General features: G+C 66.9%; 14 protein-coding genes and 1 pseudogene. 5 read left to right on the top strand and 10 right to left on the bottom strand.

What is annotated here, in order from left to right; genetic code table 11:
* Positions 1-197, bottom strand: a pseudogene (locus tag SOM13_RS12215) (hypothetical protein); the annotation flags it as partial.
* Between the two features lie 161 nt (positions 198-358).
* Between SOM13_RS12215 and SOM13_RS12210 the strand changes: the two are divergent.
* Positions 359-808, top strand: a complete 450-nt coding sequence (locus tag SOM13_RS12210) for a hypothetical protein (protein WP_320477755.1) — start codon at positions 359-361, stop codon at positions 806-808.
* 530 nt (positions 809-1,338) lie between these two features.
* Here SOM13_RS12210 and SOM13_RS12205 read toward each other — a convergent pair.
* Entirely contained in the window at positions 1,339-1,911 is a 573-nt protein-coding gene (locus SOM13_RS12205) for a phosphoglycerate transporter (RefSeq protein ID WP_320477754.1), read from the bottom strand.
* Between the two features lie 100 nt (positions 1,912-2,011).
* Here SOM13_RS12205 and SOM13_RS12200 point away from each other — a divergent pair, with 100 nt between their 5' ends.
* On the top strand, positions 2,012-2,716 hold the full coding sequence (locus SOM13_RS12200; RefSeq protein WP_320477753.1) for a DUF2625 family protein: 705 nt from the start codon (positions 2,012-2,014) through the stop codon (positions 2,714-2,716).
* Here SOM13_RS12200 and SOM13_RS12195 read toward each other — a convergent pair.
* On the bottom strand, positions 2,710-3,174 hold the full coding sequence (locus tag SOM13_RS12195; protein ID WP_320479860.1) for a MarR family winged helix-turn-helix transcriptional regulator: 465 nt from the start codon (positions 3,172-3,174) through the stop codon (positions 2,710-2,712). The two genes, SOM13_RS12200 and SOM13_RS12195, sit on opposite strands and share 7 nt — an antisense overlap.
* Positions 3,175-3,314: 140 nt before the next feature.
* On the opposite strand from SOM13_RS12195, the gene SOM13_RS12190 reads away from it, so the two are divergent.
* Entirely contained in the window at positions 3,315-4,190 is an 876-nt protein-coding gene (locus tag SOM13_RS12190) for a cyclase family protein (protein ID WP_320479859.1), read from the top strand.
* A 369-nt stretch (positions 4,191-4,559) separates the two neighbouring features.
* Here SOM13_RS12190 and SOM13_RS12185 read toward each other — a convergent pair whose 3' ends face one another.
* The 5 genes from SOM13_RS12185 to SOM13_RS12165 all read right to left on the bottom strand — a co-directional run bounded on the left by SOM13_RS12185 (position 4,560) and on the right by SOM13_RS12165 (position 8,504).
* Complete coding sequence (locus SOM13_RS12185; protein WP_243213945.1) at positions 4,560-4,832, bottom strand: hypothetical protein; 273 nt, start codon at positions 4,830-4,832, stop codon at positions 4,560-4,562.
* Between the two features lie 1,887 nt (positions 4,833-6,719).
* Positions 6,720-7,226, bottom strand: a complete 507-nt coding sequence (locus tag SOM13_RS12180; protein ID WP_320479858.1) for a GNAT family N-acetyltransferase — start codon at positions 7,224-7,226, stop codon at positions 6,720-6,722.
* A 101-nt stretch (positions 7,227-7,327) separates the two neighbouring features.
* Positions 7,328-7,876, bottom strand: a complete 549-nt coding sequence (locus SOM13_RS12175) for a hypothetical protein (RefSeq protein ID WP_320479857.1) — start codon at positions 7,874-7,876, stop codon at positions 7,328-7,330.
* Positions 7,877-7,978: 102 nt separating this feature from the next.
* Entirely contained in the window at positions 7,979-8,194 is a 216-nt protein-coding gene (locus SOM13_RS12170; RefSeq protein WP_320479856.1) for a hypothetical protein, read from the bottom strand.
* Between the two features lie 112 nt (positions 8,195-8,306).
* The gene (locus tag SOM13_RS12165; RefSeq protein WP_320479855.1) at positions 8,307-8,504 is read right to left on the bottom strand and encodes a hypothetical protein; all 198 of its coding nucleotides are present in this window, start codon (positions 8,502-8,504) and stop codon (positions 8,307-8,309) included.
* A gap of 59 nt (positions 8,505-8,563) precedes the next feature.
* Here SOM13_RS12165 and SOM13_RS12160 point away from each other — a divergent pair, with 59 nt between their 5' ends.
* Complete coding sequence (locus SOM13_RS12160; RefSeq protein WP_320479854.1) at positions 8,564-8,761, top strand: hypothetical protein; 198 nt, start codon at positions 8,564-8,566, stop codon at positions 8,759-8,761.
* Positions 8,762-9,177: 416 nt separating this feature from the next.
* On the opposite strand, the gene SOM13_RS12155 is transcribed toward SOM13_RS12160, so the two are convergent.
* Both SOM13_RS12155 and SOM13_RS12150 read right to left on the bottom strand, forming a co-directional pair.
* Entirely contained in the window at positions 9,178-10,560 is a 1,383-nt protein-coding gene (locus tag SOM13_RS12155) for an NtaA/DmoA family FMN-dependent monooxygenase (RefSeq protein WP_320479853.1), read from the bottom strand.
* Positions 10,561-10,666: 106 nt separating this feature from the next.
* Complete coding sequence (locus tag SOM13_RS12150; protein ID WP_192059069.1) at positions 10,667-12,016, bottom strand: MFS transporter; 1,350 nt, start codon at positions 12,014-12,016, stop codon at positions 10,667-10,669.
* A gap of 299 nt (positions 12,017-12,315) precedes the next feature.
* On the opposite strand from SOM13_RS12150, the gene SOM13_RS12145 reads away from it, so the two are divergent.
* Positions 12,316-12,669: a PRC-barrel domain-containing protein gene (locus SOM13_RS12145; protein WP_192059071.1), complete on the top strand. Its 354-nt coding sequence runs from the start codon at positions 12,316-12,318 to the stop codon at positions 12,667-12,669.
* Positions 12,670-12,671 lie beyond the last annotated feature (2 nt).

Raw genomic sequence — 12,671 nt, 5'->3', positions numbered from 1 at the left:
GGTACTGCTTCCGTCACGCGACCGTCAGCGACGTGCTCGCGGCCGCCCTCGGTCCAGGTCTCGCGCACGGCCGAGCCGACCTCGGGAGTCAGCACAAGCTCAGGCCACCAGGAGTCGCGCTCGTCCGTAAGCGCGCACCACAGCCCCTCCACGGAGGACATCGATGTGACGGTGATCGACAGCGAGTCAGCGCACATGCTCAGACGCTAGTGCGTCTGCCCAGGCCTGGCGCCGATGTACCGGCCGCCGAACCCCTTACGGACACCTCGCGTCGCTGGTGGGTGTTCTACGGACAAGTCCTCATGAGTGATGACGCGCAGCGCCGTGATCCCTTGGCGACCTCTGGAAGCATGCCAGCGTGAACACCTCAGCCAGTCGGCGTGCCCATGGCTTCTGCGCCGCCTTCGTCATCGTCGCCACGGCAACCGTGTCCGGATGCTCTACAAGCGACATCGACACGCGGGCGCCCCCTCAGGGCATGACAGCAACCGCCGAGATCTTGGACCAATTCGACGGGTACCTCAGCGCCGGACTCAAGGTCGAGAACACGAGCGACACGCCCCTGCTGTTTGAAGCTGACGACGACATGGTGATCGACGGTGCCGGCGGACCCGACTGGTCACTCCCCTCCGGCCCCCGACCCGTGAGCGGCAAGATCGACGGTTACGCACTCGAGGAAGAGTGGCCAATCGAACTCAGCCCCGGTGCTGTCGCGACGACCGCGTTCCTGATGGACGAGAACTACGAGAAGGCTGTTCTCACCGTCTCTTCGATCAACGGCGGCTCAATCACCTTCTTCACCGATTAACGCGCCCGCCGACCGATCGTCTATCGGGACAGCTCGTCAGATCGACTCCCGAACTACGGCCCACGACACCTCGTACGGTTAGGTCATGGACCCGTTGTCTAGCGCCGCCCTCTTCGTTGCAATCACAAGCGCGATTCTCTACGCGCTTTACTGGGTAATTCGACGTGCCGTGGCAGCAGGAATGAGAGACGCAGAGGATCGCCCGTAGCCCGATCCCAGGAAGGGCACCACCCGCACGGCAGCGGTGTCACAATGCGCACGTGCAATCTCACGCAGCCCGCAGACGCCGTCGCGTAGCTATCGTTCTTGTCGTCGCCGGCCTAGTGATGCTCCTTGCCCCAGTTCTTGCTGGCGCGATCGCGCCGGGCGTTGCGTGGTTGGCTTGGCTCGCACGCTCTCTTCCCGCCGCCCTTGCCATCGCGGGCATCATGGTCTGGTACCGGGCAGACAAGGTTTTCGACCGCGGGTTCGAGCCAGAAGGGCCATCAGACGACGAGTCCCACCACGCTTGAGCGTTGACCGACCCCCTACTAAGACGATGCGTACAGCGTCTCTGCGTGCTCTCGCGGCATGAATCTCTGGGCGAAGTCGCGCTCGTTCGGAGTCCAGACGTCGGTCCACAGCGCCTCGTGACGTCGACCTAGCTCCCTGTCGCGGGCCATGCCGCGGCTGACGGCGACGTCGAGCTCGACATCGCACCAGACCGTGACGTCTAGGGAAGGCAGGGCCTCAGGGTGGAAAAGGCCGATGAGATCGACGACGAGAATCTCGGCGCGAGGAACCGGCTCCGGAGCACCGAGGGCCCCTACCGCCCAGCCATACCGTCGGAACTCGCCCTGCTGCTGACCACGGAAGGGCTCCAAGACACTCGAAACAAGACGTTGCCGCTCCACTCCGTCCCAGTCCGCAGAGCGGAGGTGAGAGCGTGCAGGATCGAGAAAGTCGTCACCGCGCATCCTCACGGCGCCAGGCAGGGCCTCGACAATGCGGCGCGCGAGCGTGGACTTGCCTGACCCGCAGAAGCCCGAGATACCGACCACAATGGGGCGGCCCGCCGACCCGGCTCTGATTGCGACATGCTCGACGACTTCGCCCTGATCCATGCCACGACCCTACGAGCTCACCCCGGTAGCCGATCCCCTATCGGACGCACACTCGCGCCGAAGGTTCACAGCTAGCCATGACGTCGGCCAGGATCGAGGCATGGTCAACCCTCGAGATGATGCCTGGCTGGAGTTGACGGAACTCATCGCAGCCTCGCCCGTGAACGTCGTCGTCTGCCCGCCGCACGAAGACTCTGCGACCGGGGCGGCGCTGGGACTCGGAACGAGTTCCTACCTTGGTGCGCTCGCTCGCAACACTTCCGGCGTCCTCGTCGACGACGGATGGTTACGTCTACTCGGAGGCAGCTCGGGAAAGGACGGTCTTCCCGGTCTCGACGAGGCAAGTGCCGGCACCCCCGGGCTGCTCGTCGTCGCTCACGACGTCCTTGGTGGCGCCTTCGCCCTCGACGGTGGAGCCCTGGGCAGAGGTGACGGCTCCGTCTATCACTTCTCGGTCGACTCGTTGAGCTGGGAGGACCTCGAGCTGGGCCACGCCGACTTCGTGACCAGGATGCTCGCCGGAGCGACCGAGAGCTTCTACGAGTCACTCCGCTGGCCGGGGTGGCAGGACGACCTCGCCGATCTGAGCCCGAAGCAGGGCCTATCCCTCTACCCCTACCCCTTCACGGCCGAGGGCAAGGACGTGAGCGATGCCAGCAAGCAGGCTGTGCCCATGACGGAGCTGCTCGGCATCTACAACGACGTAGCCGAACAACTCGGACTCAGCCGCGGAGTGCCCGCCGCCTGGGCCCAGGCATTCGATGCTGTGTCGCAGACCGACCCCCTATTGGGCGTGTATCAGTAAGCGTCGCCGATGCCCGGTGATTTCTCCGCGCCCTCGATGACAGCGAGCAGCAGTGCGTTGAGCTGTGCGCTCCGCGACGCGTCCAGCCCGAACATGCTGAGGTCGTTCGTCGCCAGGGCCACCTGCTGCACCGCGTCGAGCACGGCCTGGCCGGCTGGCGTGCTCGCGGCGGGGTTCCTCCGGCCGCGGGCGCGGATGCCCACCCGGCGGACGAGACCGCGACGTTCCATCCCGTCGAGCACGTCCGACATGCTCTGCGGGCGAACGAAGACGGCCCGAGCGATCTCCGCCGACGTGAGCTCAGCACCGTCCGCCAGGCACGACAGCACGCCGAACTGCACGAGGCTCACGTCGTGCTCCGCCATCCCCGCGGTGATCTGGGAGCCGATGATGCGCGCGACCTTTACCGCGTTCCAGCCCAGCACGGACTCGAGCCCGCGACCTCCATCGTCACCCATGCGTGCCTCCTCGTCGACGATCTCCGAAAAACAGGAACCTGCTTTTTGCGCTACGGTGCAGGAACCTGATTCTCAGGACCTCCTCGCAGTGTGCACCACCCACCCGCGCCACACCGAACCGACACGACAGGACAGGCACCATGACGACACCCGCACTCCCCGACGACCGAGGCCGCTGGGGCGCCTATGACGAGCTCGGCACGCTGAACTTGATCGACGACGCCGCCAGGGCCCGCGCCGCTGAGGAGGTGCGGATCGGCCGGAGCGTGTCGCTCGCGTACCCGGTCGAACCCGCCTCGATGCTCGGCGGGCCGTTCGCTACCCCCGCACCGCCGTCGCACCCCGTGCAGCAGGCGCTGCTCTACACGGGCACGCCGCCCATGGGGATGTCCGAGGTCCTCGTCGTGACGCCGCACCACCCGGCGATGACGCACATCGACGCTTTCGCCCACATGCCCGTCGACGGCACCGTGTACCCGGGCCGGCCACTCGAAGAAGCCGTCACGGCCGGAGGCGTCGTGCACGGCTCCACGACCGCCTTCGCCGCCGGGATCACGACGCGGGGAGTCCTGCTCGACCTGGCACCGGAGGGGCGGCTGCCGTCCGCGCACCCCATCACCTCGGCGGACCTCGATGCAGCCGAAGCACGGGCGGGGGTCAAGGTGCTGCCCGGTGACGCCGTGGTGGTCCGCAGCGGCTGGGGCTTCAGCTGGGACGCCGAGACCCAGGCGCCGGGCATGACCGTCGACGCGGTGGCGTGGCTGAACCACCGTGGCGTCTCGCTCTACGCCGGCGACGTCAGCGACTCGTTCCCGCCGAGCGACCCGGAGATGCCCATGCCGATGCACATGGTCGGGCTGGCCCGGCTGGGCATGCCCCTGATCGACAGCGTCGCCACGGACGACCTCGCCGCGACCTGCGCCGAGCTCGGCCGACACGCTTTCCTGCTCAGCATCGCCCCGCCCCGCCTCCACGGCCTCACCGGCGTGCCGGTGAACCCCCAAGCCATCTTCTAGACCAACACCACGGCCGTGCGCGCCGCAATGACCGATCGTCTATCGGAACAGCTCGTGAGATCAACTCCCGAACTACGGCCCACGACGCCTCGTACGGTTGGGTCACGGACCCGTTGTCTAGCGTCGCCCTCTTCGTTGCAGTCACGAGCGCGATTCTTTACGCGGTCTTCTGGGTGATTCGACGTGCCGTGGCAGCAGGCATCAAAGACGCAGACGATCGTCCGTAGCCCGATCCTTCACCGGGCACTAGGCGCTGGGCCGACACACGGCTACGTTGCGAGGGCAGCTCAGACCCCGCTGTGAATGGCGGGGTTCCTGGGTTCGCCCAGGTTCCCCGTCAGGGATCGGATCCCCTATCGGGACGGCTCGTCAAGGCTTGCGGCGCACACCCTGTCGGTAGCCGAGCCACGCTGCCAGCACGAGCAAGCTGACGATGACAATGACCGCGCCCACGAGGCTCGCGGTCGAGAACAAGTGCACGCCCTCGGCGGTGAACGTCGTGTCTGACAGGGGCGCATAGGCGAACCACCCGAAGGACATTGGCTGCGCCGAGGCGATGGCAAGGACGACGACGCCCACAACCAATGCGGCCAAACCGGCAACCAGAACGAGGCGGGAGATCAGGCCGGTACGACGCGTCATGCCTGGACCATAGCGCGCCATTTCGCGCACCAGGATGCCCCGAGAGTTGCCCGCCGTCCAACAGGCTGATGGATGTGGCCGGTGGTCGATCCCCCATCGGACCCCGCCCTTCGGCCTCGACCACGCGGTCGAAGTTCGCTAACTTCAAACATCACTACTTCTCGGAGGCGTCGTGCTCTCGATCGTCATCGCCCCAGTGGCCCTCATCATCGTGCTGGCCCTGCTCGGGATGGCCATCCTCGGGACTGCCAGAACGAGTCCTACCCAGAAGCGCCAGGATGCTGAGGCGAGAGAGCGTCGGCAGGCCCGTGCAGGTCGAGGGAGGACAGATGACGCGACCGCGAACACCGCTACGACCTTGGGCTCTCCAGGCGACGAGGCGGTCCGCTAGCCGATCCCCTATCGGGCGCTAAAGCGCCCCCCAAGTTCTAGATTTAGCGCTCGAGGCCGCCACGAATCGCGGTCAGGCAAGCAACGCCAGAACAAACGACGCTCTAGAACGGTCAAGTGATTGATCTAGCCGAAACTCGTTCGCTTGAACTCGATACACCCAAAACCGTCGACGAAGCGAGCCAAGTTCTGGCTGGGTGGCTTGCCGAGAAAAGCCGGGCACCACGAGAGGCAAGCGCAGAAGGCGCCCTGGACCTGGGCTCGCGATTTGCTTATCAAATGTGGGGCGCTAGCAGACGGGGCCAGGCCAGGCTTCCGATGCGACTGACTTGGCGTGTGAGCGGAAGCGGAAGCGGAAGTGAGAGCAACGTCTCTCTCCACATGCGCAGCAACGAGGGCCGGTACCTCGTCCGTACCTATCAACATCACCTCATCTACGAGCGCACTTTCGATCAGCTGGTCAGAGAGGTGAACGCAGTGTTTGAGTAGCCGATCGGCTATCGGGACCATCGACAGGTCAACATCATGGCGATGGTGCGTCGTCGCCCGCTTGTCTCGGCGCAGCGACTGATGACGGATCGTCGATGTCCGAGGGGCGACTGAGCCAACCCGGGCCGTCGCGTCGAAGCTGCTTGAGCTCGAGACTCGGTTCGGAAGGGACCTGAAATTTCTGCCTCAGCAGACGCCACTGCAGAACAACCCCGACGATGACGCCAGATGTAAAGAAGGGCACCCCGACCAAGACCAACAGCCACAGCGGCCAACGCTTCAGACCCCGACCCAACGGAGCCCACGGGTCCCACCCGACGGACCCCCCGCCCCAAACGATGAGCACGAGGAACCCGGCACTGACAACGGCTGCCACCCATGGATGTGCACGAAAGAACGATTCGACCCAGCCTGGGCTGCCGTTGCGCACCATGCACCAGATCCTACGGGTCGCTCTTGCCGCGGCTGCTGTCGACCTGATGTGGTGCATCTCTTTCGTTGTATGGGCGCAGTTGCTGTGCAGCGGTGCGAAGCATGTCCTCCCAAAGGCGGCGAGCTCGGACGTCCGTCACAAGCCAAGGGCCGGCAGCTCCGCCCCCTCGGACAGCGCTTACCAACATGGCCTTCAATAGCGGGCCGCTCCTCGTCACTGCGCAACTGGGGCCGAATCCCCGCACCTCGCCCGCCTGAGGATCGGATATCGGGCACGAGAGCGCCTTGGCGCGCAACCATCAATCAATACAGAACACTGAGAGTCTCTGGCTGCAGCCCGGACCCGCGAGCCGATGTGCCCGAGCGGCGCTTCTCTGGGGAGTGCTGGCCGTGTTCACACTCTTGCTTGCTGTGATCGTGCTCGCGCGCGGGAACGTTACGTGGTGGGGTCAAGTCGGCCTGATCGCGGCACCCGTCTTGTTCGGCGCTCTGGCGCTCATCTACGGCGCCAGCTATCGGGTGCACAGCGTGCGGGAGTCGCGAGGGGATTAGCAGACCATCTCGGTGGCCCATCGTCTATCGGGACGAAGCTCGCGGAAGCGCTTGGCGGACCCATCGTTGTTCCTCGAGTCCCGTTCCGAGGTCGGTCTGACTGTCCCCGGCGGGGTGAAACCCGTGCTTCGAGTAGAAACTCTGCGCTCGCTCATTGAACGAGAACACGAGCAGGTGCGCATCCTCATCTCCAAGCGCCGCCCGAAGCAATCGGGCAGCAACACCAGTGCCGTGAGCTCGCTCATCGACATAGATAGTCGACAGTTCCAGCGTCGGCAGGCCCTCCACGGCCCGGTCGCCACGTGTGGTGCTGGCAATGCCGAGTAGGACGCCATCGTCAGACAGGGCCATTAACACCCGACGAGAACCGTTAGCGATCCGTTCTGCCCAGCGAGTGGCACGAGTCTGATGGGTCGTCGTGTCGAGGAACTCGTCAGGGGCGATGCCTCTGTACGTCTGCTCCCAGCATCGGGTCTGAAACAGGCCGATCGCTTCTGCGTCGACAATCTTGGCCTGAACGATGTGTGTCACCTATCCAGTGTCGCGTGGGGGTGCCCCTCAGTGCTCTGACTGTTCGCTCACCGATGGGTCGCTGACACACGCCAAGGAGCACTATGAGCCTCTTGATGGGGTCATGTGTCACCGCCGAGAAATGGACCCTCGCGAGTAGCAGGGCTGTCCACCGCCAGCGGGCCCAGGGCGTTGTCGTCTGAACACGTTGGAGCGGGGTGGAAGCGGCTCCCCGAAGCGGGGTTGTAGGCATACCAACGGCCGCCACCGACCTTCTCGATGAGGGCGCGAGCCTGCGCAACCTGCCGCTCAGCCCGGGCGTGGAAGGCCTTGGCTGCCCGGGGGTTGATGGGCGCCTCCGCTGACCGGAAGACCTGACGTCCCTCGACGATGAGGTGGACTTCGACGCCGCGCCCGAGCTCGTCGGACAGCCGCCCAGCGAGGGCGCGACCGGTGACGGCGAAGTCGTAGTCGTCTTGCGACGCGTGGGTCGCGCGGTCTGGATCGAGGCGCGATCGGTGGAACGACTCCCACGCGTGTAGATCGTCCTCAAGTTCCTGCGACAGGTGGGCCTCTGCGTAGTCGACCGCCCCGCCGGACCAGAGAACGGTCCCGGCGTAGTCGGGAAAGACCCGCACGATCAAACGGCCGTCCTGTGAACGCTCGGTCATGCCGAGAACATACCTCCCCCGCCGAACGACCCTCAGGCCCGTTCCTCCCGAGGATCGTCTATTGGGACACTTTCGAGATTCTTGGTCCGGCTCGGCCAATACTCAGCCCGAGACTTCTGATCGGCTCTCTTCGAACTGCAGGTAGGCGACCTCCTTCAGATGAAGTGAGAGCTTCAACAAGGTTGCTGCTGCAGCCGCTCCAAGAGCCGATCCGATGAACATCCACCAGAAGCCGAGGACGAGACCGGCGACGGCCACCAGGCCAGTGAGGGCGACGACCGAGCTGAAGCAGACGTAGGCCATCTCGCGGGGCAACATTCCCCAGACCTTAATGTCCTCAAGCACGTTCATTATGTCTCCTCGTTCGGGTCGACTCACTGTAGGCGCGGCGACCGCTGATGGCTCGTCTACCAGGCAGGCTGCAGAAGCGTCACCAGCGGCTCGACGCGAGGATGACGAACCCAACCATGAACACGGCGAACGACGCGAGTATCCAGGGAAAGACAACGGCCTTGCGGCCCTCAAAGACAGGCCCTCCGTACCGCTGATGGTTGATGAACTCGTAGATGACGGCCGCGCCGAACGATGCGAAGCCGATTGCGGCAAAGACGATGGCGAGGGAATCCATAACTAACCTAAGCAGCCACCACGAGCACGCGAAGCACTTTCATCGGGTAGACATCAAGAGTGAATCTCGACTCTCGGTTCGGCCGCATCATGTACGGCATCAGCCTCCTGGTGAGCATTGGGATGCTCGCCTTTGTGTGGCTGGTCCTGCAACCGAGTCTGATCTTCTCCATCGTGTTCACGGTCTTCGTAGTGGGCATCGCTATGTGGAACGGCCGATCTGCCTTCGGGGTCTCCTCGAAGACGCCCAGGACCTAGAGGCTCGGCCTCTCCGTCGTCGTGCGCGCGACGCGCCTATTCGGCCGACTCGATTCCCCGCTGAGGCGATCGGCCAGGGCCTTTTCGACGCCCCCACAGCCCGAACCCGCCGATGGCCATGAACACTGCCCCCAACACTGCGACCCCCAGGCCGATCGGCCACATCTGCGGGTAGCCCACGAGCTGCCCTATGAAGCCGTAGATCGGACCTCCGATCAAGAGGTCGATCCCACCGGAGAAAGCGACGACGGCCCACGTGGGTTTCCTCACTCGCGAATGCTCCTCGGTTCTCGTAGCCCTGGCCGCACTCGACACCCTCACTCGCCGACGCAGCCGTCTCACTCGAGACCGCCCCCCTGAGCATCACGGAACGGCGCGGCCTCAAACCAGCGGATGTCCATCTCCTCCGGGCCCCCTCAGCGCCGGTAGGCGGCCGCCGGGTGCGTCTCGGGGAGGCGCGGGCCGCCTCCCGTGAGCCGCTCGCGCAGGGTCTCCCCCGGCACGTACGCCTCGCGGACGCGCCCGCGGCGGCGGAGCTCGGGCACGATCAGCTCGACGAAGTCGCGCAGCGTGTCGAACGAGTGGTACTGGCGGAGGTTGATGCCCTCGATGCCCTCCTCGTCGAGCCAGCGCTCGATCTCGTCGACCACGACGGTCGGCGTGCCGGCCACGAAGAAGGTGCCGCCCCACGCCTCGTCGACACCGTCGATCAGCTGGCCGACGGTGATGTCGAGCGGCAGGGAGGCGGCACCCGGGTGATCGAGACGACCTTCGATCTCGAGGGCCTCGCGCACCGTCCGATCGCTCGGGTGGGACAGCGCGTCGAACGGGACGCTGCGGTGCACGAGCCGCCCCTGCGCGCTGGCGGACGACCGGTAGAGAGCCAGCTTCTCGGCGACCTCCGCGTCGGTGCGCCCCGTGATGACACCCGCCTGCACGATGAACCGCACGTCGTCGGCCGCACGGCCCGCCTCGACGGCCGCCGCCCGCGTGGCCGCACCCACCGCCTTGACCGCGGGGCCGCCCGTGAAGACGACCTCCGCGTTGCGGGCCGCCTGCTCGACGCCGTTCGGCGACGCCGTCGCGAGGAAGAGCACCGGGGTCCGCTGGGGCGACGGCTCGCTCAGATGCGGCCCGGCGACCCTGAAGTGCTCCCCGACGTGATCGATCGCATGCACCTTGGCGGGGTCGGTGTAGACGCCCGAACCGGGCTCGAGGCCGTCGGCTCCGGGGTCGGCGACCACCGCATCGTCCTCCCACGACCCCTCCCACAGCTTGTAGAGAACGTCGAGGTACTCGGCCGCGCGGGCGTAGCGCTCGGCCTTCGGGATCTCGGCGTCGAGTCCGAAGTTGCGGGCCGCGTTCGGCAGGTACGAGGTGACGACGTTCCAGCCCACGCGCCCCTTCGTCAGGTGGTCGAGCGTCGACATGCGCCGCGCGAACGCGAACGGCGGCTCGTAGCTGGTCGAGAACGTGATGCCGAAGCCGAGATGCTCGGTCACCGCCGCCATCGCCGGGACGACGAGCATCGGATCGTTGTTGGGCGCCTGGATGCCCTCGAGCAGGGCGGGCGCCGGGCTGTCGCCGTAGACGTCGTAGGCCCCGAGCACGTCGGCGATGAAGATCGCGTCGAAGCCGCCGCTCTCGGCCAGCCGCGCCAGCTCGAGCCAGTAGGCCAGGTCCTTGTACTCGCTGCGGTGGTTGTGCGGCAGACGCCAGAGACCGTGCGTGATGTGCCCGACGCAGTTCATCTCGAAGAGGTTGAGGATGAGCTGCTTCGGCGCGGAGGACTCGGTCATGCGTCGATCCTGCCCGATCGGACGGTGGCGGCGCTGCGCGATGACCTCGGGTGACGCGCGGCGGCCGGGTCGAGGCCGCGCCGCGCCTCCTCGGGTGACGCGCGGGTCAGGCGTCGGGGCGGGAGTGACCGCCGAGCGTCGGGACGGAGCCGGTGCGCGACGGGATGGTCCGCACCGAGCCCGTGACCACCGCGACCGACGACGTGATCGTGCGCAGGTTCGACGTCGACAGCGACACCTGCGAGTGCCCGATCGTCGGGAACCCGCGCCGGGCCAGCAGCACGACGACGAAGCTCCCGCCGACGATGACGGCCGCTGTGTAGGGCAGCGCCGCGAGCCCGGTCATCTCGAAGGCCCGGGCCCCGAGCGCAGCCCCGGCCGCGATGCCGACGTTCGACCCCGCGTTGATCAGCGCCCCCGCGATGTCGGGGCTCACACCGCCGGTGCGGATCGCCGCCGCCATGAACAGGGTACCCGTCGTGCCGTTCGCCGCCACCCAGACGCCCGCGACGACGAAGGTGCCGATCAGCGAGCCGTGCACGAACGGCAGCGCGCCGAGGGCGAGCGTCATGACCCCGACCGCGACGAGCAGCGTCTGCCGCGGCGCCCGGTCGACGAACGCCCCGGCGACGAGCAGGCCGACGACGCCGGTCGCCCCGAGCACGAGCAGCGCCGTGCCCGTCGAGCCCGTGCCGAGCCCCGCGTCCACCAGGTAGGGCCCGATGTAGGTGTAGACCACGTAGTGACCCGCGAAGAGCAGCAGGTCGGCGACGACCACGGCCAGCAGACCGCTGCGCGCCCACGACGCGACCGACCCGATGTGCGGATACGACTCGCCGCGCACCGACGGCAGGAAGACGAGCGCGACGACGGCGAGCAGTGCCGAGGCCACCGCCACGCCGGTGACGGCGAGACGCCAGCCGACCTGGTCGCCGACGGTCGTCGCGACGGGCACGCCGATCACGAAGCCGAGCGAGCTGCCCGAGTAGACGAACGCGATCGCGCGCCCCGCCAGCCGAGGAGGCACGATGCGGGTCGCGTAGGCCGACGCGACCGAGAAGAAGAGCGCGTGGGCGACGCCGCCGACGATGCGCCCGGCGCAGAGGAACTCGAAGCTCGGAGCGAACGCCACCATCAGGTTCGACACCGTGTACCCGACGAGGGTCGCGACGAGCACGGCCTTGCGGGGCACCCGCGCCGTCGCCCACGTGAGCGGCAGCGCGAGCACGGCGACGGCGAGCGCGTACACCGTGACGACGACGCCCATGCGCGACTCGGCCACGCCCAGATCGGCGCTCATGGTCGAGAGCAGCCCGACGGGCATCAGCTCGGTGGTGATCGCGAAGAAGGTCGACAGCCCCAGCACGGCGATGCCGACGACCGCCGAGGCGGTGAGGGTGTGCGGCTGCTCGGTCTGGCTCCGACCGGTGGATGGACGGGCGAGTGTGTCGGTCACGGGCGTGCCTCCGTTCGGGCGGAGAGCGCGCACGACGAGAGGACTCGCCGGGAGGACGCCGCCGCGAGGCGTGCTGAGGCACGGGTCGCGGGGGCGATGCGCACTCGCCGCGATCGTTGCTGACGGGTGGGGATGGGATGTTGCCACTCCACGACGAGGGCGCTCCGTCCAGTGTGACATATCCCCCTCCCCCGGCCGCAAGGCCCGAGACCGTCTTTCTCAGAGGCTGCCGCGGGCGGGGGCGACTAGCGTCGGAGTCGTCGCGGCGGCCCTGACCCCCGTCGACAGAGAGGGACTCCATGTTCGAAGCCGAGAACCTGCGCGACTGGATCGGCATGCCCGTCGTCGACCCGAACGGCGACAAGGTCGGCACGCTCGAGAGCATCTACTTCGACACCTCGACCGAGCTGGCCACGTTCGCCACCGTGCAGGCCGGGATCGTCGGCAAGAAGCTGCTGTTCGTGCCGCTGCAGGGTGCGGTCGTCGCCCCGAAGCACCTCAAGGTGCAGTTCGACAAGAAGATCGTCAAGGACGCCCCCTCGATCGAGACCGACGGCGAGCTCGAGGCGTCGCGCGAGCCCGCCGTGTTCGAGCACTACGGCCTCGCCTACTCCGTCGGCTCGACCGGTGAGCGCCGCCTCGGGCGCCGCTGACC

It is taken from the genome of Frigoribacterium sp. CFBP9030, assembly GCF_034045195.1.
In the GTDB taxonomy this organism is placed as follows: Bacteria; Actinomycetota; Actinomycetes; order Actinomycetales; family Microbacteriaceae; genus Frigoribacterium.
This window is presented reverse-complemented; position numbering and strand designations above follow the sequence as displayed.

What these genes read in the sequence shown, in the direction of transcription:
- SOM13_RS12205 (WP_320477754.1), bottom strand. Translation starts at nt 1,911, where the DNA reads ATGGATCAGGGCGAAGTCGTCGAGCATGTCGCAATCAGAGCCGGGTCG.
- SOM13_RS12200 (WP_320477753.1), top strand. Translation starts at nt 2,012, where the DNA reads ATGGTCAACCCTCGAGATGATGCCTGGCTGGAGTTGACGGAACTCATC.
- SOM13_RS12195 (WP_320479860.1), bottom strand. Translation starts at nt 3,174, where the DNA reads ATGGGTGACGATGGAGGTCGCGGGCTCGAGTCCGTGCTGGGCTGGAAC.
- SOM13_RS12190 (WP_320479859.1), top strand. Translation starts at nt 3,315, where the DNA reads ATGACGACACCCGCACTCCCCGACGACCGAGGCCGCTGGGGCGCCTAT.
- SOM13_RS12185 (WP_243213945.1), bottom strand. Translation starts at nt 4,832, where the DNA reads ATGACGCGTCGTACCGGCCTGATCTCCCGCCTCGTTCTGGTTGCCGGT.
- SOM13_RS12175 (WP_320479857.1), bottom strand. Translation starts at nt 7,876, where the DNA reads ATGACCGAGCGTTCACAGGACGGCCGTTTGATCGTGCGGGTCTTTCCC.
- SOM13_RS12170 (WP_320479856.1), bottom strand. Translation starts at nt 8,194, where the DNA reads ATGTTGCCCCGCGAGATGGCCTACGTCTGCTTCAGCTCGGTCGTCGCC.
- SOM13_RS12165 (WP_320479855.1), bottom strand. Translation starts at nt 8,504, where the DNA reads ATGGATTCCCTCGCCATCGTCTTTGCCGCAATCGGCTTCGCATCGTTC.
- SOM13_RS12155 (WP_320479853.1), bottom strand. Translation starts at nt 10,560, where the DNA reads ATGACCGAGTCCTCCGCGCCGAAGCAGCTCATCCTCAACCTCTTCGAG.
- SOM13_RS12145 (WP_192059071.1), top strand. Translation starts at nt 12,316, where the DNA reads ATGTTCGAAGCCGAGAACCTGCGCGACTGGATCGGCATGCCCGTCGTC.